The 21,046-nt window shown below is 65.0% G+C and carries 22 protein-coding genes and 1 pseudogene; 14 read left to right on the top strand and 9 right to left on the bottom strand.

From position 1 onward, the window contains the following. Positions 1-80: 80 nt before the first annotated feature. Positions 81-1,577, bottom strand: coding sequence for an aldehyde dehydrogenase family protein (locus AB7M16_RS14735; RefSeq protein WP_172787083.1), 1,497 nt, complete (start codon positions 1,575-1,577; stop codon positions 81-83). 180 nt (positions 1,578-1,757) lie between these two features. On the opposite strand from AB7M16_RS14735, the gene AB7M16_RS14740 reads away from it, so the two are divergent. From AB7M16_RS14740 to AB7M16_RS14765, 6 genes are all read left to right on the top strand, one after another. Beyond that, positions 1,758-2,603 carry an SDR family NAD(P)-dependent oxidoreductase gene (locus AB7M16_RS14740; protein WP_172787082.1) on the top strand — a complete coding sequence of 282 codons (846 nt, stop codon included), beginning with the start codon at positions 1,758-1,760 and terminating at the stop codon, positions 2,601-2,603. 125 nt (positions 2,604-2,728) lie between these two features. Beyond that, positions 2,729-3,538, top strand: coding sequence for a crotonase/enoyl-CoA hydratase family protein (locus tag AB7M16_RS14745; protein ID WP_172787081.1), 810 nt, complete (start codon positions 2,729-2,731; stop codon positions 3,536-3,538). A gap of 10 nt (positions 3,539-3,548) precedes the next feature. Then, positions 3,549-5,432, top strand: a complete 1,884-nt coding sequence (locus AB7M16_RS14750; protein ID WP_439401612.1) for a feruloyl-CoA synthase — start codon at positions 3,549-3,551, stop codon at positions 5,430-5,432. A gap of 233 nt (positions 5,433-5,665) precedes the next feature. Then, positions 5,666-6,427 carry an SDR family NAD(P)-dependent oxidoreductase gene (locus AB7M16_RS14755; protein WP_172787079.1) on the top strand — a complete coding sequence of 254 codons (762 nt, stop codon included), beginning with the start codon at positions 5,666-5,668 and terminating at the stop codon, positions 6,425-6,427. Positions 6,428-6,450: 23 nt separating this feature from the next. Next, on the top strand, positions 6,451-6,870 hold the full coding sequence (locus tag AB7M16_RS14760) for an acyl-CoA thioesterase (protein WP_172787078.1): 420 nt from the start codon (positions 6,451-6,453) through the stop codon (positions 6,868-6,870). Positions 6,871-6,960: 90 nt separating this feature from the next. Next, complete coding sequence (locus AB7M16_RS14765; protein WP_260381064.1) at positions 6,961-8,112, top strand: ABC transporter substrate-binding protein; 1,152 nt, start codon at positions 6,961-6,963, stop codon at positions 8,110-8,112. A 256-nt stretch (positions 8,113-8,368) separates the two neighbouring features. On the opposite strand, the gene AB7M16_RS14770 is transcribed toward AB7M16_RS14765, so the two are convergent. Both AB7M16_RS14770 and AB7M16_RS14775 read right to left on the bottom strand, forming a co-directional pair. Further along, the gene (locus AB7M16_RS14770; protein WP_453944309.1) at positions 8,369-9,097 is read right to left on the bottom strand and encodes a glutathione S-transferase family protein; all 729 of its coding nucleotides are present in this window, start codon (positions 9,095-9,097) and stop codon (positions 8,369-8,371) included. A 38-nt stretch (positions 9,098-9,135) separates the two neighbouring features. Next, on the bottom strand, positions 9,136-9,429 hold the full coding sequence (locus AB7M16_RS14775) for a hypothetical protein (RefSeq protein WP_212260088.1): 294 nt from the start codon (positions 9,427-9,429) through the stop codon (positions 9,136-9,138). Positions 9,430-9,556: 127 nt separating this feature from the next. On the opposite strand from AB7M16_RS14775, the gene AB7M16_RS14780 reads away from it, so the two are divergent. Both AB7M16_RS14780 and AB7M16_RS14785 read left to right on the top strand, forming a co-directional pair. Further along, positions 9,557-10,255, top strand: coding sequence for a helix-turn-helix transcriptional regulator (locus AB7M16_RS14780; protein WP_453944310.1), 699 nt, complete (start codon positions 9,557-9,559; stop codon positions 10,253-10,255). A gap of 5 nt (positions 10,256-10,260) precedes the next feature. Next, positions 10,261-10,575 carry a YkgJ family cysteine cluster protein gene (locus AB7M16_RS14785; RefSeq protein WP_453944311.1) on the top strand — a complete coding sequence of 105 codons (315 nt, stop codon included), beginning with the start codon at positions 10,261-10,263 and terminating at the stop codon, positions 10,573-10,575. Here AB7M16_RS14785 and AB7M16_RS14790 read toward each other — a convergent pair. Beyond that, positions 10,572-10,970, bottom strand: a complete 399-nt coding sequence (locus AB7M16_RS14790; RefSeq protein WP_453944312.1) for a hypothetical protein — start codon at positions 10,968-10,970, stop codon at positions 10,572-10,574. The genes AB7M16_RS14785 and AB7M16_RS14790 overlap by 4 nt on opposite strands. 192 nt (positions 10,971-11,162) lie before the next feature. Then, complete coding sequence (locus AB7M16_RS14795) at positions 11,163-11,510, bottom strand: DUF3307 domain-containing protein (protein WP_172787180.1); 348 nt, start codon at positions 11,508-11,510, stop codon at positions 11,163-11,165. Between the two features lie 398 nt (positions 11,511-11,908). Between AB7M16_RS14795 and AB7M16_RS14800 the strand changes: the two genes are divergently transcribed. The 4 genes from AB7M16_RS14800 (at position 11,909) to AB7M16_RS14815 (ending at position 15,893) form a co-directional block, all read left to right on the top strand. Next, complete coding sequence (locus tag AB7M16_RS14800) at positions 11,909-13,354, top strand: TAXI family TRAP transporter solute-binding subunit (RefSeq protein ID WP_453944313.1); 1,446 nt, start codon at positions 11,909-11,911, stop codon at positions 13,352-13,354. 251 nt (positions 13,355-13,605) lie between these two features. Continuing rightward, entirely contained in the window at positions 13,606-13,824 is a 219-nt protein-coding gene (locus tag AB7M16_RS14805; protein WP_035997220.1) for a hypothetical protein, read from the top strand. 161 nt (positions 13,825-13,985) lie between these two features. Next, positions 13,986-15,092 carry a cyclic nucleotide-gated ion channel gene (locus tag AB7M16_RS14810; RefSeq protein ID WP_453944314.1) on the top strand — a complete coding sequence of 369 codons (1,107 nt, stop codon included), beginning with the start codon at positions 13,986-13,988 and terminating at the stop codon, positions 15,090-15,092. A gap of 15 nt (positions 15,093-15,107) precedes the next feature. Beyond that, complete coding sequence (locus AB7M16_RS14815; protein WP_260381067.1) at positions 15,108-15,893, top strand: enoyl-CoA hydratase/isomerase family protein; 786 nt, start codon at positions 15,108-15,110, stop codon at positions 15,891-15,893. 9 nt (positions 15,894-15,902) lie between these two features. Here the strand turns inward: AB7M16_RS14815 and AB7M16_RS14820 are convergent, their stop codons facing one another. Further along, positions 15,903-16,547: a glutathione S-transferase family protein gene (locus AB7M16_RS14820; protein WP_453944315.1), complete on the bottom strand. Its 645-nt coding sequence runs from the start codon at positions 16,545-16,547 to the stop codon at positions 15,903-15,905. Between the two features lie 87 nt (positions 16,548-16,634). Here AB7M16_RS14820 and AB7M16_RS14825 point away from each other — a divergent pair. Together AB7M16_RS14825 and AB7M16_RS14830 are read left to right on the top strand one after the other, a co-directional pair. Beyond that, positions 16,635-17,615, top strand: a pseudogene (locus AB7M16_RS14825) (helix-turn-helix transcriptional regulator). Positions 17,616-17,752: 137 nt separating this feature from the next. Next, a complete protein-coding gene (locus AB7M16_RS14830) occupies positions 17,753-18,001 on the top strand; it encodes a hypothetical protein (protein WP_027574962.1) in 249 nt (82 codons plus the stop codon). A gap of 56 nt (positions 18,002-18,057) precedes the next feature. Here the strand turns inward: AB7M16_RS14830 and AB7M16_RS14835 are convergent, their stop codons facing one another. The 3 genes from AB7M16_RS14835 to AB7M16_RS14845 form a co-directional block, all read right to left on the bottom strand. Next, positions 18,058-19,005, bottom strand: a complete 948-nt coding sequence (locus tag AB7M16_RS14835) for a fatty acid desaturase (RefSeq protein ID WP_453944316.1) — start codon at positions 19,003-19,005, stop codon at positions 18,058-18,060. 15 nt (positions 19,006-19,020) lie between these two features. Continuing rightward, positions 19,021-20,037, bottom strand: coding sequence for an alpha/beta fold hydrolase (locus tag AB7M16_RS14840; RefSeq protein ID WP_453944317.1), 1,017 nt, complete (start codon positions 20,035-20,037; stop codon positions 19,021-19,023). A gap of 145 nt (positions 20,038-20,182) precedes the next feature. Next, entirely contained in the window at positions 20,183-20,986 is an 804-nt protein-coding gene (locus AB7M16_RS14845) for an MBL fold metallo-hydrolase (RefSeq protein ID WP_453944318.1), read from the bottom strand. Positions 20,987-21,046 lie beyond the last annotated feature (60 nt).

Genomic DNA, 21,046 nt, shown 5'->3' on the forward strand with positions numbered 1-21,046 from the left:
GCGAGGGGCGGCCCTTCGAAAAGGCGCCGCCCCTGCAAAAATAGATATTCCCCCTCGCGGAACGCGGGAAGGAATGGATGCTACGCCGTCTTGATCCAGACGGCCTTCACGTTGAGATATTCCTCGACGTGCTGCTTGCCGGACTCGCGGCCATAGCCGCTCATCTTGTAGCCGCCGAACGGCACGGCCGGATCCATCGCCTGGTAGCAGTTGACCCACACCGAGCCGGCACGCAAGCGTTTCGCCACCGCATGGGCCTTGCTGACGTCGCGCGTCCAGAGGCCGGAGCCGAGGCCGAACGTGGTGTTGTTGGCGCGCTTGACCAGCTCGTCCATGTCCTTGAACGCGATCGCGGAGATGACGGGGCCAAAAATCTCCTCCTGCGCGATGCGCATGTTGTCCTGGACGCCCGCGAACACCGTCGGCGAGACGAAGAAGCCCTTCGACAATGCGCCTTCGGTGACGCGGCCGCCGCCGGCGAGCGCCTGGGCGCCTTCCTTCTGACCGATATCGAGATAGCCGGTGACGCGCTCGAGCTGCTGCTCGGAGACCAGCGGGCCGATCTGCACGTTGGGATCGAGGCCGTTGCCGACCTGCAGCTTCTTGCCGAACTCGGCGACGCGGCCGACGAACTCCTCGTAGATCGACTGCTCGACGAACAGGCGCGTGCCGGCGCTGCAGATCTGCCCCGAATTGGCGAACACCGCCATCGCCGCGCCCGGCACGGCGGCGTCGAGATCGGCATCGGCGAACACGATGTCCGGCGACTTGCCGCCGAGCTCGAGCGAGACGCGCTTGAGGTTGCCGGCCGAGGCACGGATGATCGACTGGCCCGTGACATGCGAGCCGGTGAAGGCGACCTTGTCGACGTCGTGATGCGAAGCGAGCGCCGCGCCCGCGGTCTCGCCATAGCCGGGAACGACGTTGATGACGCCGGGCGGCACGCCCGCTTCCATCGCAAGCTCGGCGATGCGCAGCGAGGTCAGCGGTGCTTCTTCGGCCGGCTTGAGCACCACGGTGCAGCCGGTCGCGATCGCAGGACCGATCTTCCAGATCGTCGCCGTGAGCGGGCCATTCCAGGGGATGATCGCGCCGACGACGCCGACCGGTTCCTTCAGCGTGTAGGAGAAGATTTCGCCGGGCAGCGAGTTCTCGATGGTCTCGCCGTGAATCGCGGTGGTCTGGCCGGCGTAATAGCGCAGCATGCCGACGGCGCGCAGGCGGTAGGCACGGGTGCGGCTCAGCGGCGCGCCCATGTCGAGCGTATCGAGCTGCGACAATTCGTCGAAATTCTTCTCGACGAGGTCGGCGAGCCTCAGAAGCAAGTTCTGCCGCTCGAACGGCTTGACCTTGCTCCACGGACCTTCGAAGGCGCGGCGGGCGGCCGCGACCGCACGATCGATGTCTTCCTTGTCGCCCTCGGCGACGGTTGCGAGCAGCTCGCCGGTGGCGGGATTGCGGGTCTCGAAGCGCTTGCCCGAGGCTGCATCGACCCACTTCCCGTCGATCAGCATCTGCTTGTAGGACCCGTTTGCGAACGGATGGCGCGCGATCGGAATAGCCTGCGACACAGCCATGGCTGCACTCCCTGTCGGTTATTGGTTGGTTCGATCTGGGCGGGATCGTTCTGCAAAGGATACAGCCGTGCCTGATCAGCGTAAAGGCAGCGCGGAACGAAGACCTCCCATGCCGACTTGTGCAGGGTCGCATCGCTGCCATGCTATAGCTCGACTGAAGGCTTTCCACGGAGACGATCCATGTCACATCCCGCCATCGTCAAAGACAATGTTGCCGTGATCACGGGTGGCGCAGCAGGCATCGGATTTGCCGCCGCTGCGGCCTTTGCGCGCGCTGGAATGAAAGTGTGTATCGCGGATGTCGACGAGGCACGCCTGGCAGAAGCTGCAACAAAACTGTCATCCGTTACGTCGGCCGCGAACGTGATGACCTCGGCCGTCGATGTCAGCAAGATTGAGAGCGTGACGGAACTCGAGCGCGCAGTCCATGAGCGGTTCGGCGGCACCGACGTCCTCATGAACAATGCCGGCATTCAGCCCGGCAGCACGTTGTTCGACGCGCCGGACAATTGGCAGCGCATCATCGCCGTCAACATGTGGGGCATCATCAACGGCTCGCGCATCTTCGCGCCGAACATGATCGCGCGCGGCAAATGCGGCCTCATCATCAACACCGGCTCCAAGCAGGGCATCACCACGCCGCCGGGCGACCCCGCCTACAATGTCTCGAAGGCCGGCGTGAAGGCGTTCACCGAGGCGCTCCAGCACGAGTTGCGCAACACGAAGGACTGTCGCGTCACGGCACACCTGCTGATCCCAGGCTTCGTCTTCACCGGCCTGACCGCGAAGGGCCGCACCGAGAAGCCGGCCGGCGCCTGGACGCCGGAGCAGACGGTCGATTTCATGCTGGCGCGGCTGGAGGCCGGCGATTTCTACATTCTCTGCCCGGACAATGACGTGCCGCGGGCGCTCGACGAGAAGCGCATGCTGTGGGCCGCCGGCGACATCGTCGAGAACCGCCCGCCATTGTCGCGATGGCACCCGGATTACGGCGACGCGTTCGCCAAGTTTGTGGCGCAAGAGTAGGCCCGCACCGCTCTGTCGCTGGCCCCGGTGCTCGCGGAGAGGGTGGGCCCCGCCACCTGGCTGTGCCCCCACCTTGACTCCCTCAAAATTCGTTATACAACATAACTATTCTGACAAGGACGCAAATGACACAGGGAAACGCCGAGACCGCGGACGCGGGCGCCTCCGGGCTTTTGAGGATCGAGCGGGCGGACCGGGTTCTGACCGTGGGTCTGAACCGGCCGGCCAAGCGCAATGCGCTCAATGACGGCATCATCCTGGAAATCGGCGAGTGCTTTGCGAACCTGCCCGAGGACATCGGCGCGGTCGTCATCCATGGCATCGGCGACCATTTCTCCTCAGGCCTCGACCTCTCCGAGCTGACCGAGCACGACGCCACCGGCGGGCTGCTGCATTCCCAGATGTGGCACCGGGTGTTCGACCGCATCCAGTACAGCCGCGTGCCCGTGATCGCAGCGCTCAGGGGCGCCGTGATCGGCGGCGGGCTGGAGCTGGCCTGCGCGGCCCATATCCGCGTCGCCGAGCCCTCGACCTATTTCGCGCTGCCAGAGGGGCAGCGCGGCATTTTCGTCGGCGGTGGCGGCTCGGTGCGGCTGCCGCGGCTGATCGGCGTTGCCCGGATGATGGACATGATGCTGACGGGACGCGTCTACAGCGCGACCGAGGGCGCGTCCTACGGCTTCGCGCAATATCTGACGGAGGCCGGCAACGGGCTCGGGAAGGCGCTTGAGCTTGCGACCAAGGTGGCGTCCAATGCCCCGCTGACGAATTTTGCCGTGCTCCAGGCGCTGCCGATGATCGCAGAGGCCAATCCGCAGACCGGCCTGTTGATGGAGTCGCTGATGGCCACCGTCGCGCAGAGCGACAAGGAGGCCAAACGGCGGATCCGCGAATTCCTCGAGCACAAGACCGCGAAGGTGAAGCCCAAATCATGAGCGTAAAGTCATGAGCGCGGAGCCATCCTCTTCCGGCATGGAGCGCGGCGCGAGCGATTTCCCGCTGCGGCCCATCTCGTTCGGCGATCCCGTCGTCAACATCGAGCGGCGCAACGACGGCACGATTTACTTGCGGCCAAAGCAGCCGCTCGGCGACTACCCGGTCCGCATCACCGACCGCCTGCATCATTGGGCCACGACGACGCCGGACCGCGTCTTCATGGCCGAGCGCGAAGGTGGTCGCGGCTGGCGCAAGATCACCTATGCCGAGCTGCTCACCGCGAGCCGGCACATCGCTTCAAGCCTGATTGCGCGCGGCCTGTCGGCGGAGCGGCCGGTCGTCATCCTCTCGGGCAATTCGATCGACCACGCGCTCCTCGCTTTCGGCGCGTTCTACGCCGGCGTTCCGTTCTGCCCGGTGTCGCCGGCCTATTCGCTGGTGTCGAAGGACTACGGCAAGCTGTCCTATCTGATGAAGCTGCTGACGCCGGGCCTCGTCTTCGCCGACGATGCCGACAAGTTCGCCGATGCGCTCGCCGCGAACGTCTCGCTCGGCACCGAGATCGCCGCGTCCTATGGGCACGTGCCGGGCCGCGACGTCACCCTGCTCGCCGATCTCATGGCGACGCCGATCCGTGGCGATCTCGACGACGTCCACGCCAGGATCGGCCCCGACACGATCGCAAAATTCCTGCTGACCTCGGGTTCGACCGGCAATCCCAAGGCCGTCATCAACACCCAGCGCATGATCTGCGCCAACCAGGTGATGCTGCGCGAAACGCTCGCCTTCCTGAAGGACGAGCCGCCGGTCATCATCGATTGGTTGCCGTGGAATCACACCTTTGGCGGTAATCACAATATCGGCCTGACGCTCTACAACGGCGGCTCGATGTATCTGGACGCCGGCAAGCCGGTGCCTGGCGGCATCGAGGAGACCGTGCGCAATCTCCGGGAAATTTCGCCGACGGTCTATTTCAACGTGCCCAAGGGCTACGAATCGCTGCTGCCCTATTTGCGCGACGACCAGGGCTTGCGCGCCAAGTTCTTCGACCGGCTGCATGCGATGTTCTTCTCCGGCGCGGCGCTGTCGCCGTTCGTCTGGAACAGCCTCGACGAGCTCGCGGCGAAGGAGAAGGGCTATCGCGTGCCGATGCTGACCGGTCTCGGTGCGACCGAGACCGCGCCGTTCTTCATGTCGGTCAATCCGCGCACCAGCCGCTCCGGCCATGTCGGCCTGCCCGTCTCCGGCAACGACGCCAAGCTGGTGCCGAACAACGGCAAGCTGGAGGTGCGCGCCAAAGGGCCGAACGTGATGCCCGGCTACTGGCGCCAAGGCGACATCACCGCAAAATCCTTCGACGAGGAAGGATTTTACAAGATGGGCGACGCGCTCAAGCCCGCCGATCCCGATGACTTCAATGCCGGCTTCGATTTCGACGGCCGCGTCAGCGAGGACTTCAAGCTCGCGAGCGGCACCTGGGTCAGCGTCGGCCCGCTGCGCGCGCGCCTCACCGCGGCCTGCGCGCCGCTGGTGCGCGACGTCGTCATCGCCGGGATCAACCGCGACGAGGTCTCCGCGCTGGTCGTGCTCGATCTCGACGGCTGCCGCCTGATCAACCCGACGCTGCCGCCCGACGATCTCGTCGTCGCGACACGCGACCGCCTGGTGCGCGAGGCTTTCCGCGAGCGCCTGACCCGTTTCCTCGGCCAGGCCACGGGTTCCTCGACGCGGATCACGCGCGCGATCCTGATGGACACGCCGCTCTCGATCGACAAGGGCGAAGTGACCGACAAGGGCTCGATCAACCAGCGCGCGGTGCTTGAGCATCGCGGCGAGCTGATCGAGGAGCTCTACGCTGCCAATCCGTCGAACCGTGTGATATCGGTCGGCTAAGATGACAATTGGGATGAACCAGTCGGCTCTTTCTTCACCTCTCCCCGCTTGCGGGGAGAGGTCGAATTTGCGCAAAGCGCAAATTCGGGTGACGGGGAGCCGCCGCGAGTCCCACTGCCACCGCATTCGCGGAAGCAAGCCCCTCACCCCAACCCTCTCCCCGTAAGAACGGGGAGAGGGAGCAGACCGGCCGATCCGGTCGCACCTAATAAGAACGATCAAAGGAGAACGCCATGTTGTTGAAGGATCAGGCAGCCATCGTCACCGGCGGCGCATCAGGACTTGGCGCGGCCACCGCAAGAAAGCTGGCCGCGCAGGGCGCCAAGGTCGCGGTGTGCGACCTCAACACCAAGCTTGCGGAATCCGTTGCCGCCGAGATCAAGGGCGTTGCCGTCACCTGCGACGTCTCGGATGCCGCCTCCGCTGAAGCCGCGATCGCGCAGGCGACCAAGGCCCATGGCCCGGCGCGCGTGCTGGTCAATTGCGCCGGCATCGGCGTTGCCAAGCGCGTGGTCGGCCGCGACGGTCCGATGGCGCTTGCCGATTTCGACAAGGTGATCAAGGTCAACCTGATCGGCACCTTCAACATGCTGCGTCTCGCCGCCACCGAAATGTCCAAGCTCGAGCCGCAGGCGACCGGCGAGCGCGGCGTCATCATCAACACCGCCTCCGTTGCCGCCTATGACGGCCAGATCGGCCAATCCGCCTATTCGGCCTCCAAGGGCGGCATCGTCGGCATGACGCTGCCGATCGCGCGCGAGCTCGCGCAGTTCGGCGTCCGCGTGCTGACGATTGCGCCCGGCCTGTTCCTGACGCCGCTGCTCGCGAACCTGCCGCAGGAGGCCCAGGACTCGCTCGCCGCCGCCATCCCCTTCCCGCGCCGGCTCGGCCAGGCCGACGAGTTCGCCGCGCTCGCGCTGCACATGGTCGAGAACGCCTATCTGAACGGCGAAGTGGTGCGCCTCGACGGCTCGCTGCGCATGGCGCCCAAGTAAATTCGCAGAGTAAGGCCAGCCAGATGTTCGTGAACCGGCGCGAGGTCCAGATCCAGTGGGGCGATTGCGACCCCGCCAACATCGTCTATTACCCGCGCTATTTCGCGATGTTCGACGATTCGACCTCGACCCTGTTCGAGGCCGCCGGCTTCTCCAAGCAGGACCTGGTCCGCAAATACGGCCTGGTGGGCATCCCCATGGTCGACACGCGGGCCAAGTTCTACATCCCTTCGACCTATGGCGACTGGATCACCATCGAGACCAGAATCGAGAGCATCAAGCGCTCGAGCTTCGAGGTGAAGCACAACGTCTACAAGGGCGAGGCGCTCGCGATCGAGGGTTTCGAGACCCGCGTCCTGGTCGGCCGCGATCCCGATAATCCCGACAAGCTGAAATCCGCACCATTCCCGGCGGAAATGGTCACCAAATTCACGGGGAGTTAAGTCCGGAGCTAAATCGCCGCATCACCGAAAGAGGGGGCTGAATTACCCCGCGATTTCTGCTTTCAAATAAACACGTCAAGGGAGGAATAGATGAAACGCTTTTATTTGACCGCTGCCATCACTGCGGCTGCGCTGGCGCTGCCAGTGCTGCCCGCGCTGGCCCAGACCAGCGAAGTCACCATCGGCATCACCACCACCACGACCGGCCCGGGTGCAGCCCTCGGCATTCCCGAGCGCAACGCGCTGGAATTCGTGCCGAAGGAGATCGGCGGCGTGCCGCTGAAGGTGATCGTGCTCGACGACGGCGGCGATCCCACCACCGCCACCACCAACGCCCGCCGCTTCGTCACCGAATCCAAGGCCGACATCATCATGGGCTCGGCGCTGACGCCGCCGACCATTGCTGTCTCCAACGTCGCCAATGAAGCCGGTATCCCGCACTTTGGTCTGGCGCCGTTCCCGATCACGCCCGAGCGCATGAAGTGGTCGGTGGCGATGCCGCAGCCGATTCCGATCGTCGGCAAGGTGCTGTACGACCACATGAAGGCCAAGGGCGTGAAGACGCTCGGTTACATCGGCTATTCCGATTCCTACGGCGACCTCTGGTTCAACGATTTGAAGGCGCAGGCCGTGCCGATGGGCATGACCATCGTCGACGAGGAGCGCTTCGCCCGTCCCGACACTTCGGTGACCGGCCAGGTGCTCAAGCTCGTCGCCGCCAATCCCGATGCCATCCTGGTCGGTGCCTCCGGCACCGCGGCCGCGCTGCCGCAGACCGAGCTGCGCGAACGCGGCTACAAGGGCCTGATCTACCAGACCCATGGCGCCGCCAGCATGGACTTCATCCGCATCGCCGGCAAAGCGGCCGAGGGCGTGCTGATGGCCTCCGGTCCCGTCATGGATCCCGAGGACCAGCCGGATGAAGCCGCCACCAAGAAGCCGGGTCTCGCGCTCAACTCGGCCTATGAGGCCAAATATGGCCCGAACAGCCGCAGCCAGTTCGCAGGTCACTCCTACGATGCCTTCGAGATCCTCAAGCGCATCATCCCGACCGCGCTGAAGACCGCAAAACCCGGCACGCCGGAATTCCGCGAAGCGATCCGCCAGGCCTTGCTGACGGAGAAGGAACTCGCGGCGAGCCAGGGCGTCTACAACTTCACCGAAAAGGACCGCTACGGCCTCGACGAGCGCTCCCGCATCCTGCTCACCGTGAAGGATGGCAAGTACACGCTGGTGAAGTAGGCTTAGCGAGATTTGAGACGACGAGGGCCGGCCCGATGGGCCGGCTCTTTTCATGTGTGGATCGAGCTGTGGCTACGAGCGTTGCTGCGCCCCCTCTCCCGCTTGCGGGAGAGGGTTGGGGAGAGGGTGCCTCCGCGTTGGGACCGTCCGAGGCCTGCAGAGACAATCCCCAGAGGAGAAAGCCCTCACCCGGCGCTTCGCGCCGACCTCTCCCGCAAGCGGGAGAGGTTGCACCGCGCCCGCGGACCCACTTTGGCTAAGCCGCCTGCCGCAGCGGGGTCCAGGCGAACTCCGGATAATAATCGTCCATCATGCGGTCGACATAGGCGGTGAGGTTCGGAAATCCCTCCGTGCGCTCGCGCAAGGCGGATTCGAAGAACGGCGTCAGGATTCCGGCCAGCGCGCCGAAGGCGGTCGCGTCGACGCCGCAGGGCCTGTTGCCCATCAGGTACGCCTTGTCGCCGAGCTGCACCGACAGCGCGAACAGCGAACGCACGGCAAGATCGACGTCGTCATCCGGCGCGTGACGGCCGAGACCGGAGAGCAGATAGTTCTCGGCGACCCGGAACTGCGCATCCTCGCGCAGCTTCTCGCGATTGTGCTCGGGCGCGCCGTCGAAGAAATGCGCAGGACCCTTGGCGAAATTGACCGGATCGACCCAGCGCGCGCCGACCAGTGCCCAATAGACGTGATGCTCGATCATGCGCTCGAACGCCCAGGCCTGCGCGCGCTCAGCCAGGGAGAGGCCGGCGTCGAAATCGAAGCCGTAGCGGCGCTCGATATGGGCCCGGATGAAGGTGGAATCGGCCACAGCCTCGCCGCCGTCGTCGATGAAGGGCAGCTGCCCCTTGGGCGAAGCCGGCGGCATCGCCCGCTCTTTCCGGTAAGGCAGTCCTGCCATCTTGAGCTGCACCTCGGTCTTGCTGACGAAGGGGCTGATTTCCGGCAGGCCGAAGCCAGCGCCAAAGCCGTAAAGCGTGATCATGCAAGCTCTCCTGAACCTGTCGAACGAGTGGAAGGAACCTAGCGGCCGGCTGCTGCCACCATGGTGGCAGCAGCCGTGATATCTTCTGCGAAGCGGGCCCCTCGCCAGGCGCGGCCCATCACATGGCGGACCAGCGCGTCCGCAGCATGGACCAGCGATCGCGTCGCGGCGGTCGCGAGCGCGAGGCGGAGGTCGACAATTGTTGTGACGTCAAGCGAGACGAGGCGGCTGAAGGCCCAAGCCTGCCGTGCCTTGACCTGGAAAGGCTGGACCTGGAAAGGCTGGCTCCGCCACAACGGGCCGGCCTGGCCGAAATGGGTTGGAATGATCATGGACAAATCCTCTTCAGTCGATGTGTTGTCCCGGTATAGAACTCCCCTGCTGCCAACATCCTGTCAGCAGCCGCGCGCCGCCTTCTGAAAACACCACCTTAGAAAAAGCAGCGACAAGAGACCTGTCATGAGACGCGCCGACCGGCTGTTTCAAATCATCCAGGTGCTGAGACGCACGCGTAAGCCGTTGACGGCGGACGCGATCGCGGCCGAGCTCGAGACTTCGAAGCGCACCATCTATCGCGACATCGCAACCCTGATCGGCCAGCGCGTGCCGATCCGCGGCGAAGCCGGCATGGGTTACATCCTGGAAAAGGGTTTCGACCTGCCGCCCTTGATGCTGACGCCCGACGAGATCGAGGCGGCCGTGCTGGGCGCGCAATGGGTCGCCGGGCACGCCGATTCCGCGCTGGCGCGCGCGGCCGAAGACTTGATGGCCAAGATCGCCGACACCGTGCCGGAGCGCCTGCGCCCCTTCGTGCTGGAGCCGGCGAGTCGGGCGCGGCCGAGCTGGAACCGGGAACCCGACCGCCTGGACATGGCGCGCACCCGCACCCAGATCCACGAAGGCAAGAAGATCATGCTGCGCTATCGCGACGAACAGGGCCGCCCCAGCGAGCGCATGATCTGGCCGATCTCGGTCGGCTATCCCGAAGCGGTGCGGCTGCTGGCGGCCTGGTGCGAGCTGCGCGGCGACTTCCGCAGCTTCCGCACCGACCGCGTGGTCGAGGCGACCTATCTCGACGAGAAATATCCGGAGCGGCGCGACGTGCTGCGCGCGAGATGGCGGCAGAGTCTGGTCTGGGGTCCGCCGAAGGACACGTGAGGACGATGAACGAGACCGAGCTGTCGAGCTGTTGCCAGGGCTGCGGTGCCTGCTGCGGCTATTCGCAAGACTGGCCGCGCTTCTCGATCGAGAGCGACGAGGAGCTTGCGCTGATCCCGGCGGCGCTCGTCAACGACCGGCAATCGGGCATGCGCTGCGAGGGCGATCGCTGCGCGGCGTTGCAAGGCGAGATCGGAAAGACGACGGCCTGCGGTATCTATGACGTGCGGCCGGAGGTGTGCCGCACCTGCATGCCGGGCGACGCCGAATGCGCGATGGCGCGGCGGAAGTTCGGCCTGCCCGTTATCGAGATCTCTTAGGCCGGAACCGCTTCGCCGATCTCGTCGTCGAGCTCGTCATCGAGCGGTGCGAGCACCGAGAGCGGCTTGGTCGACAGCGTGATCGGCTTGCGCCCTCCCGACAGCGACGTTGAAGCTTTCGCCGTGCGTTCGCGCGACAGCACGAAGAGCGTCGAGCCGACGCGGCCGCCATTCTCGATCAGGTCGCGCTCGCTGCAGCTCGCTGCGATCGCGACCGCCAGCGAGTGCAAATGGCTGCGGTGGTAGCAGAACAGCGCCAGCCTGGCGCGCACGTCAGGGGAAACACTCTCAACCAGCCTCGGCAGGCCACTCTCGCTGGCGCGATACATCTCGCCAAGGAGTTCGTCGCGGACCGGGCAGAAATCGCTTTCAAAGGCATCGCGGCTTGAAAACATTGCAGTTCTCCCTCGTGTGGGGAAGATGCAGCGCAATTCTCTAACGAAAGGTTAACCACGCTGCCCGGTAGTCACCCGGGGTGCTTGCGCCCTTACCGTGAATCAGAGTGGCGCAGTGGAGCGCAAATGCCACCACAGCGTCATGGCCGGGGCTTGCCCGGCCATCCACGTCTGGCCACTGGGCCGCAGGCCTCAGTTCGCCGCCATGAAGATGGAGAGGCCGAAGCCGGTCAGGTGATGCAGCGCCTGGTCGACGCCGATCAGGGTCCAGAACCAGGGATGGGCGAGGTCGACGCCGAAATTGGCGGAGACGAATCCCTTGGCGCGGTCGATCGTGATGTGGATCGCGAAGTCGATGAAGGCAACGAACCAGAATCTCGGCGCCACGATCACGATCAGCGGCAGCGCGACGGCAAGGTGGACCAGGCAGTGCACCAGGAGCGGCAGGGCCCAGCCATGCTTCTGGTCCTTGCCGTGCGCCATCCAGGCGGTTTGAAGAACGAAATCGGCGATGACGTGCTTGAAGGTGAGCAGCGACATCCAGCCAATGAGCGCTTCAACCGGAATCGCCGATGACATGGGTGGAAACGACAAGCTGACGCCTCATTGACGTGACGAGAAGAATTGGAGCGTTCAGCGCAACTTCTTCTTGGACCGGTCAAATCGCCGGGACGCGTGATTTATGACATCTCCCGCGGCGGAATGCAGCCGGGTGGAACTGGAAAATCGCCAAGTGTGGCTAACTGGTGATAGGATGACCAATCGCCGCGGAGATCTCGAGTAAGGTTACCTCCGGCTCGAAATTTGCATTCCGCTCCCTTCGCGCTATCATCGGCGATCGGGAATAACGTTCTTTTTTCAGGCGTTTACGAATTACCGGGCCGGCTGCGCTTCCAAGCCAGGCGCCGTCAGCCAAACGATAAGGCCAGAGTGCTGCCATGAGTACTGAAGGCCCCACTGCATCGCCGACCGTGCCACCGCCCCGGCGTCCCAAGGTGATCAAGACCAACCAGCAGCAGGTTTTCCTCTACGTCGTGCTGACCCTGCTGCTGTCGCTTGCCACCGTCTGGGCCGGCCGCACGCTGGTGCACAATTCGGAGACGCTGACCTTCGCCGTCGGCGGTCCCAACAGCGACGAGGCGCTGTTCGCAGCCAAGCTCGCCGCCCTCCTGAAGAACAACGCATCGCGCTTCCGGATCAACATCGTCAGCAACGCCGACAATGCCAAGGCGCTCGCGCAGTTCGACCGCAGGCAGGCCGACCTCACCGTGCTGCGCACGGACGCAAAGGTGCCGCTGCGGGCGCGTACACTCGCGATCCTCGAGCACGATCTCGTGCTCCTGCTCGGTCCCGGCAACAAGAAGATCAAGTCGCTCGCCGAATTGAAGAAGAAGAAAGTCGCCGTCGTCGCCGAGAACGAATCCTCGCTCGCCTTCGTGCGCAGCATCCTCGACGTCCCCGATGGTCCCGAGGCTACGAAAATCCAGATGGCGCCGCAGGGCGCGACGCTCGACAAGCTGTTTGCCCCGGCAAACGGCTTCAGCGCAGTGATCGCCATCGTCCATGCCTCGAAGGCGATCCGGGACAAATCCTACGAGCAAGCCGCCAAGCGCGGCGGCTTCACGCTGAACGCCATCGACGAAGCCAAGACGCTGGCGCGCAAATTCCCCGGCATTTCCGACGAGACCGTGACAGCGGGCTCGGTGTCGACGTCCCCGCAGATTCCCGACGACGATCTCGACACGATCGGGCTCGAATGGCTGCTGGTCGCGCAATCCAGGATGTCCCCGACCACGGCCGGCGAGCTCGCGCGCATCGTCTACGAGAACAAGTCGGCGCTCGGGCTCGACAACGGCTTTGCCACCAGGATCGAGCCGGCCTCGGTCGAGAAGGACGCCTTCGTGATCGCGCATCGGGGCGCCGCCGACTACATCAACGACGATACCAAGTCGTTCATGGATAAATACAGCGACCTGATGTATCTGGGCGCCGCAGCGCTCAGCATCATCGGCTCGATCTTCGCCGCGATCTACGCCAAGATCACCCGTATCGCGCCGGAGAAGGCCAGCGAGCTTTCGACTGCCATTCTCGACATCGGCGAGCGGATCGAGCACGCCCACTCGCTGGATCAGCTCGAATGTCTACAGGATGAGCTCGAGACCATCTTGCGCGGTGCCGTCATCGGCCTCAGGGACGGCACGATCAGTACCGACGGGCTCGACACCTTCAAGCTCGGCTACGAGTTCGTCCGCGACGAGATCGGCATGCGCCGCGACTATCTGAAACGTCATGCCGGCGAGGCTGACAAGACGGGGCGCGATGCCGGGCCGGCTCCGCTGGACGACAGCAACGTCGTGGTGGTGAAGACCGCCCAGAGCGCCTGATACCGCCGGATTGGACAAGTAGAAACTTTCGTGTCCCGGACAAGCTGTAATGCCGAAGGCGTTGCAGCGCTGAGCCGGGACCCAGGAACCGACCACGGTATGCGTTGCCACATGGGCCCCGGCTCTGCGACGCATCACTTCGTGCTGCGCCGCGTCCGGGGGCACGACGCGGAGGCTTCCCGTCCGATCAGCCGCCTGGAACCCTGCCCATTCGCAACCGTTGGTTTCCGGTTGCAACCGGAGAACGCGGCATGCGTGCACTCCTCATCATCCTCCTTCTGGCAATGCTGGCGGCGGCCGGCTACTTTGCCTATTCCGCAATGGCGGTCGAAGGTGAGCCGATCCCGACGGAAGGCTATGTGGCACTGGCGCTGGGCGCGGGGTTTTCCGTCATCGTCGGCGTCGGGCTGATGGTGCTGCTGTTCTTCAGCAGTCGCCGCGGCTACGACGAACCGCCACATTTCAGGTAGCACCCCGCCGGCGATGGCGGCACCGACGGCGGGCCCGGCGCAGCGACGCCGGCAAAACGACCTGCACCGTCGTTGACGGCCTCCGCCCGGGCAGGCACTTTGGCGCCGACGTCCCATTCGGGGCCTCGAGACCTGCCCCGAGACCGAATAGCCTTCTTCGCATGTCCAAGCCGCTGATCTCCGCTCTGGCCCAGTTCGCGGCCGCCACGGCCGGCCGCAACATGACCAAGGCGGCCTATGTCGCGGTGACCGTCGGCGTGCTCGGCATGGTGCTGCTGACGGACAACCGGGCCAAAGAGGCGTGGGGCTGGGTCGGCGCCCTGCTCTGGACCTGCCTCGCCTATTTCGTGTTCGAATGGCTGGTGCGACTGCGCCATATGGCGCGGCAAGGGCGGCTTTCGCTCTACGTCTCCTCCTCCGCCGGTATCGTCGATGCGATCGGGGCGCTGGCCGTACCGGCCGCGCTTCTCCTCGGCGTCGAGCCGAAGACGGCCTGGTTGCTCAGCGTGCTCTGGGTGCTGAAGGTGGTGCCGGGCATTCCCGGTCTGCGGCAGCTGCGCCGCGTTCTGGTGCTGGAATCGGGGCCGTTGGTCAGCGTGCTCGTGATCTTCCTGATGGTGGTCTTCCTCGCCTCCGTCGCTGAATATTTCCTGGAGCGGGACGTGCAGCCGCAGACATTCGGCAGCGTCCCGAGCGCATTGTGGTGGGCGGTGGTGACCCTGACCACGACCGGCTATGGCGACGTCGTGCCGGTCACCCCCCTTGGCCGCTTGGTGGCAGCGCTGGTGATGATCTCGGGCCTCGGCGTGTTCGGCCTCTGGACCGGTATCCTGGCGACCGGTTTTGCCGCGGAGACACGGCGCGACAATTTCCTCAAGACCTGGGAATCCGTCAGCAAGGTGCCGTTCTTCGCAACCCTGGGACCGGCGGCGATCGCCGACGTCACCCACATGCTGCGCACCATCGAGCTGCCGGCGCGCAGCACGATCATCCGCAAAGGTGCGCAGGGCGACTGCATGTATTTCATCGCCGCCGGCGAGGTCGAGGTCGATCTGCCCGGCAAGAAGGTGCAGCTCGGCGAAGGCGCCTTCTTCGGCGAGATGGCGCTGCTCGGCAACAACAAGCGCGGGGCCAACGTCTCGACCACGAAGGTGTCGCAGCTGCTGGTGCTCGACCTCGTCGATTTCCGCGTGCTGATGGCACGGCATCCGGATCTCGCCGAAACCATCGATGCGGAAGCAAAGCGGCGCGCGCGCGAAAACAAGTAAGTAATGGAGACAAGAATGTCGGACACAGCCGACGCAGCCACCGGCCCGCTGCTCGAAGTCACCGGCGCCCGCGCCACCATCCGCCTCAACCGGCCGAAACATCTCAACCGGCTGCAGGCGGAGGATCTCGACGAGCTCGTCAGACTGTTCGACCGGATCGAGGCCGACCCCGCAATTCACGTGCTGGTGCTGACCGGAACCGGGCGCGCCTTCTCCGCCGGCTACGATCTCAATTCAGTGGCGGAACGCGCGGTCAGCGCGAGCGAGCAGCAGAGCGCGGGCTCCGCCTTCGAGGCGGTGGTCAACCGGCTCGAGGATCTCGGCGTACCGACGATCTGCCGGCTCAATGGCGGGGTCTATGGCGGCTCGACCGACCTCGCACTCGCTTGCGATTTCCGCATCGGCGTCGATACCGCGGAAATGTTCATGCCGGCGGCGCGGCTCGGCCTGCATTATTACCCGAGCGGGATCAAACGCTACGTCACCCGCCTCGGCGTCGACAATGCGAAGAAGCTGTTCCTGACCGCGCAGAAGATCAGCGCGCCGGAGATGCTGCGCATCGGCTATCTCACGGCGATGGTGCCGATCGAATTCCTGGACGAGGAGGTCGACAAGCTCGCTGCGATCCTCGCCGGCAACGCGCCGCAGGCGATGCGCGGCATGAAGCGCGCGATCAACGAGTTCGCCCGCGGCGAGCTCGACGAAGCCGCCGCCGACCGGCGCCACCGCGACAGCATGCGCGGCGACGAGATCAAGGAAGGCATCAAGGCATTCGCCGAGAAGCGGGCACCGCGGTTTTGAAGCGCCCTCTCATTCGCCCGCCACAGCGGCATGCTGCGCCGCCATCTCCTCATCCGCCGCGGTGATGCGCTGGAACGCCGGCCACGCCGTCATGCGCTCGGCGTAACGGACGAAGACGTCCTTCTTCGGCACGATGCCGAACATCATGGTCCAGCTGAAGGCGACGCCCCACAAAACGTCCGCCGCCGTCATGCGCTCGCCGAGCAGATAGGGTCCTTTCGCCAGCTGGGCCTCGAGCGCACCCAGCATCGTATCGTAATCGGCATAAGGCGATTGCGTGATCGGCGCTGGCTCACGCTGCATGAACTTGTCGATCAAGGCCGGCTCGAACGACGACCCGTAATAGGCGATCCAGCGCAGATAAGGCCCGCGCAGCGGATCGTTCAGAGCGGGCGTCAACCCCGCCTGCGGGAACAGATCGGCGAGATAGATGGTGATCGCAACCTGCTCGGTCACCAGCGCCTCGCCGTGGCGAACCGCAGGCACCTTGCCGAGCGGGTTGATGGCGAGATAGGCGGGCTTGCGCTGCTCGCCGGCCTTCATGTTGAGGACATGGAGATCGTAGGGCGCACCCAGCTCCTCCAGCAGCACCCGCGTCCCGGTGGCGCGCGTCTGGGGCGAATAATACAGCGTGATGCGGTTCGAATCGGTCATGGCGGGGTCTCCTCGGTGCCGTCTGGCGAGGCGAGCCTTGTAGCGAACCATACCTGACATCCTGTGTCAGGTATGGTTTAAGGGATCATGCGCGCGAGCCGGATGCTGTCGATCCTCACCACCCTCCAGGCCAGGGGACAGGTCACCGCGCCCGAACTCGCGGAGGCCTGCGAAGTGTCGGTGCGCACGATCTATCGCGACATCGACGCGCTCGCGGCGTCCGGCGTTCCCGTTTACGCCGACCGTGGCGCGGAAGGCGGCTATCGCCTGCTCGACGGCTATCGCGTGCGGCTGAACGGGCTGTCGCAGAGCGAGGCCGGCGCACTGTTCCTGGCGGGGTTGCCAGGCCCGGCCGCGGCGCTCGGGCTCGATGCCGCGATGATCGCCGCCCAAAACAAGCTGATGGCGGCCCTGCCTGCGAATCTGCGGGAGGATGCCGGGCGGATGCAGGAGCGTTTCCACCTGGACGCGCCCGGCTGGTTCGGCGAAGCGGAAGACCCGAAGCACCTGCGCACCATCGCCGGCGCGGTGCTGCGCGGGACGCTGATCAGGATTCGGTACCAGAGCTAGCGTGCGGAGAAGCAGCGCCGTGTCGCACCGCTCGGCCTCGTGCTGAAGGGCGGCAGCTGGTATCTCGCAGGACAAGTCGACGGCAGCGTGCACACCTATCGCGTCGCACGCGTGCTCGACTGCGCGGCGCTCGATGACCGCTTCGACCGCCCCGCCGATTTCGATCTCGCTGCTTACTGGCACGCTGCGACACTTCGTCTCGAAGCCGAGATGCATCCCAATGTCGCGATCGTCCGGCTGTCGCCGTTCGGCGTCAAGCTGCTCGACGCGCTGAGCCAGCCCTACGTCAAGGCGCGCACGCAGCTCGAGGAGACGACCGACGCAGACGGCTGGCGCATTGCGCGCGTCCCGGTCGGCAAGACGTCGTGGCACGCAGCGGCCGAACTGCTGCGGCTTGGCCCGGAGGCCGAAGTCCTGGAACCCGCCGATCTCCGCGCCAAGATGGCCGAGATGACGCAAGCGATGGCCGCGCGCTATCCCGCGGCGCGCAAAGCCTGATCGCGGCACATTTTGCTGCAGCCGACGAAACATTCCTGAAACACGATTCTTCGCGCCTGCCATGAACGCGATCGCGTCTCGTCTCGACCGAAAGCCAGGGACGCAACACTGGCCCTAGCGCCGAATGGAGAATGAAGATGTTTCGTAAGCTTGCACTTGGTCTGATCGCCGCCGGTTCGCTCGGCGTTGCCGCTCTCGCGCCCACCGCCGCTTCGGCCGGTGGCTTCCATCATCACCACTGGGGTCATCACTGGGGTCCCGGCTGGGGCTTCGGCGGCGTCTATGTCAACACCGGCGTCAGCAATTGCTACCAGGAGCGCCTGGTCCAGACCCGTCACGGCCTGCGCGTGCGCGTCGTGAATGTCTGCGCCTACGGGATCTACTGATATCTCGCCTTCACGACAAAGCTCCGGTCGCATCGCGGCCGGAGTTTTGCATTGAGCTAGCCCGCCTGCCGCTGCCGGCGAAACCAGGCCCAGGTCTCGCGCGTCGTTCTGATGTAGCCGCGGCCGCGATGGACGATCTCGCCATCGACGATCGCGTTGAGCTTCGGCAGCGCGTGAAAGGGGATCGAGGGATAAGCGTGGTGCTCGACATGATAGGGCATGTTCCACGCGAACCATTTGACGATGGCACCGGTATAGGTGGTGCGGGTGTTCTGAAAGGCGCTGCGGGTGCGGTCGCAGCCGGTATGCTCGGCATAGAGATAGGGCCGCAGGAAGCACTGCCCGATGATCAGCGGCACGATCCAGACCCAGAGCAGCAGCGCTGAAGAGAACCACAGCGAGAGCGCGAGCAGCAGGGCGTAGAGCGCGACATAGGCGCGCGCCTCGGCCACGATGGTGCTGCGCTTGCTCTCGGGTATCCATGGCACGACGACCTTGCCGGTGATCGCATGGCCCAGCATCAGCCGCAGACGGCCGGCGACCTGGAGCAGGCCGCTATAGGCGAGCGCAAGCTGGGTGTCGGACGTCGGCTTCACGCCAACGATCAGCTCGGGATCCCTTTCCGGATCCTGCGTGTAGCGATGATGGTCCCAGTGAAACAGGCAGTAATATTCGTAAGGCAGCCCGATGATGAATGCCGAGAGATAACCGACGCCGAGATTGAGGCCGCGGCTCCTGAACGCGGTCTTGTGCGCGGTCTCGTGCACCGCCATGAACAGGAAGGCGACGACATAGCCCTGCACCACCATCAGCGGCAGCGCCCAGAGCACGCCCCAGCTCGACGAAACGAAAAAGATCAGCGCGCCCATCAGCACGATCACGCCGTAATGACTGATGCTCTGCACCGCACCGCTGACGTCGGAGCGAACCGACAATTCGCGCAGCGTGGCCGGCGTCAACGGCTTCAGGCGATGGCCGGCGTCCGAATTGGTTGCGTCGCTCATGATCGGTTGCGTGCCCTATTTGCGGAGAAGCTCGGCGATCTCGGCCTTGATGAAGGCCTGGTCGTGCGGATTGTTGACGGGGTTGCCGGCGCGGTGGCCATGCAGCGATGGGATCGGATGCAGCACGGCTGACTTTGCATTGACGAGCTTGCCGAGCTCGTCCTCGTTATCGCGGAGGTCGAAATAGCGGTCGGTCGCGCCAGGCAACAGGAGCATGTGGGCCTTGATCGCCGCCAGCGCGCGGTCGAGATCGCCGGCGAAGGCCGCACAGCGGCTGATGTCGCCACGCTGCCAGATGCCGATTTGCGCCAGAAGATCGTTGGCATCGCGCCGCGCGAAGGTCGCATCCCAGGCGCGGGTGAGATAATCCTCGAGTGAGGTGAAGCCAGCTTCGCGCCAGACTTCGTCGCGATAGAAGCCGTGCGACATCGCCCAGCCGGCATAGACGCGCCCCATGGCACGATAGCCGGCGACAGGTCTTTCCACGAAACGGCCGTCGCGGAAGGCGGGATCGGTCGAGAGCGCGGCCTTCACGCTTTCGAGGAAGACGTGGTTGTAGGGGGCACAGCGGGCGCTGCCGCAGACGACCGCGGCGCGCGCGACCATGTCCGGATGCAGCGCCGACCAGTGATAGGCCTGCATGCCACCCATCGACCAGCCATAGACCAGCGCAAGCTTCGAGATGCCGAAGTGTTCGGTGAGCAGCCGGTGCTGGACCGCGATGGCATCGTGATAGCTCACCTCGGGGAAGGGCGCGGGCGTGTTCGAGGGCGAGGATGACAGGCCATTGCCGAACAGGTTCGGGATGATGATGAAATAACGCGTGGGATCGAGCACGCCGTCGGGACCGATCAGCCATTCAATGTCGGTGTGCTGCGCGCTGAACGAGGTCGGATAGAGAATGACGTTGTCCCTGTCGGCGCTCAGCGTGCCGTAGGTCTTGTAGGCGAGCTTCAGCGCGGGAAACACGGTCCCGGACTGGAGCGTGACGTCGCCGGCCTTGAAAATCTCGTAATCGCGTTGCGCCGTCATGCACCCAGCTCCCGCTCACGGCGGCCTTCTCGGCGACCGCGATGCATCGATCATGCCGGCTTTCGCAGTTGCGCCGCTCGCCTTATAATGTACCTTTAGTACAGTTATTCGAGAGCGGCAAGATAAATCCGATCCGCAGCCCGGCTCAGGCGATGGCCGCGAGATAGCGCGCGACGGACGCAGCAAACGCAGCCTTGGCACCGCTGGCGATGTTACGGCCCCACCAGGCGCCGTAGATCCGGTCGAAGGCGAGCGGCTCGACGGCTGACGCAATGCGCCGCACCGCGGCGGCGTTGAGCGGCATGTAGTTCGGATAGGAATACATGAAGCTGACGAAGCGCCGGTCCATCGTCACCTGCGCGATATCCCCCGTGAGCAACGCGCCCTTCCCGTCCGCACCATGCGCATAGTGCAGCACCGTGGCGCCGGCAAAGTGGCCGCCGGTGCGCAGCAGCAGCACGCCCTCGGAGAGGCGATGGCTTTCACCGGTCCAGTGCACGATCGCCGGATGAGGCCGCGTGACGAAGGCGCGATCGTCGGCGTGCAAATAGACCGGCACGCCGCCGAACGTGTCGCTCCAGTCGGCGGCCGCGCCATAGTAATGCGGATGCGAGATCGCGATCGCCTTGAGGCCGCCGAGTGCTGCGACGTGCTGGTTGACCTCGTCGGTCGCGAGCGGAAGGCAATCCCACATCACGCAGCCATTGCCGTCGGGCACCAGCAGCGCGCGCTGACCAATGGCAAAGCTGGGCTCCATCCCGATCCCGGTCAGGCCGAGATCGTCGCGCATCACCAGTCGGTGCTCGCGCGCGAGCTCCTCGCGCGTGAGGAAGGCCTGACCGCTCCAGCCGACGAACTGGCGCTCGTCCTCGCAGATCGGACAGGCCGCAGGGGGATTTCTGCTATCCGGGAATTGAGCGCCGCAGGTTGCGCAGGTCCAGAAGGCCATTGCGGTGATCCATCTTAATTCCATCGTTGCAAGACATGACGTCGCAGTCGTCGGATCGCA

Source organism: Bradyrhizobium sp. USDA 372, assembly GCF_053629095.1.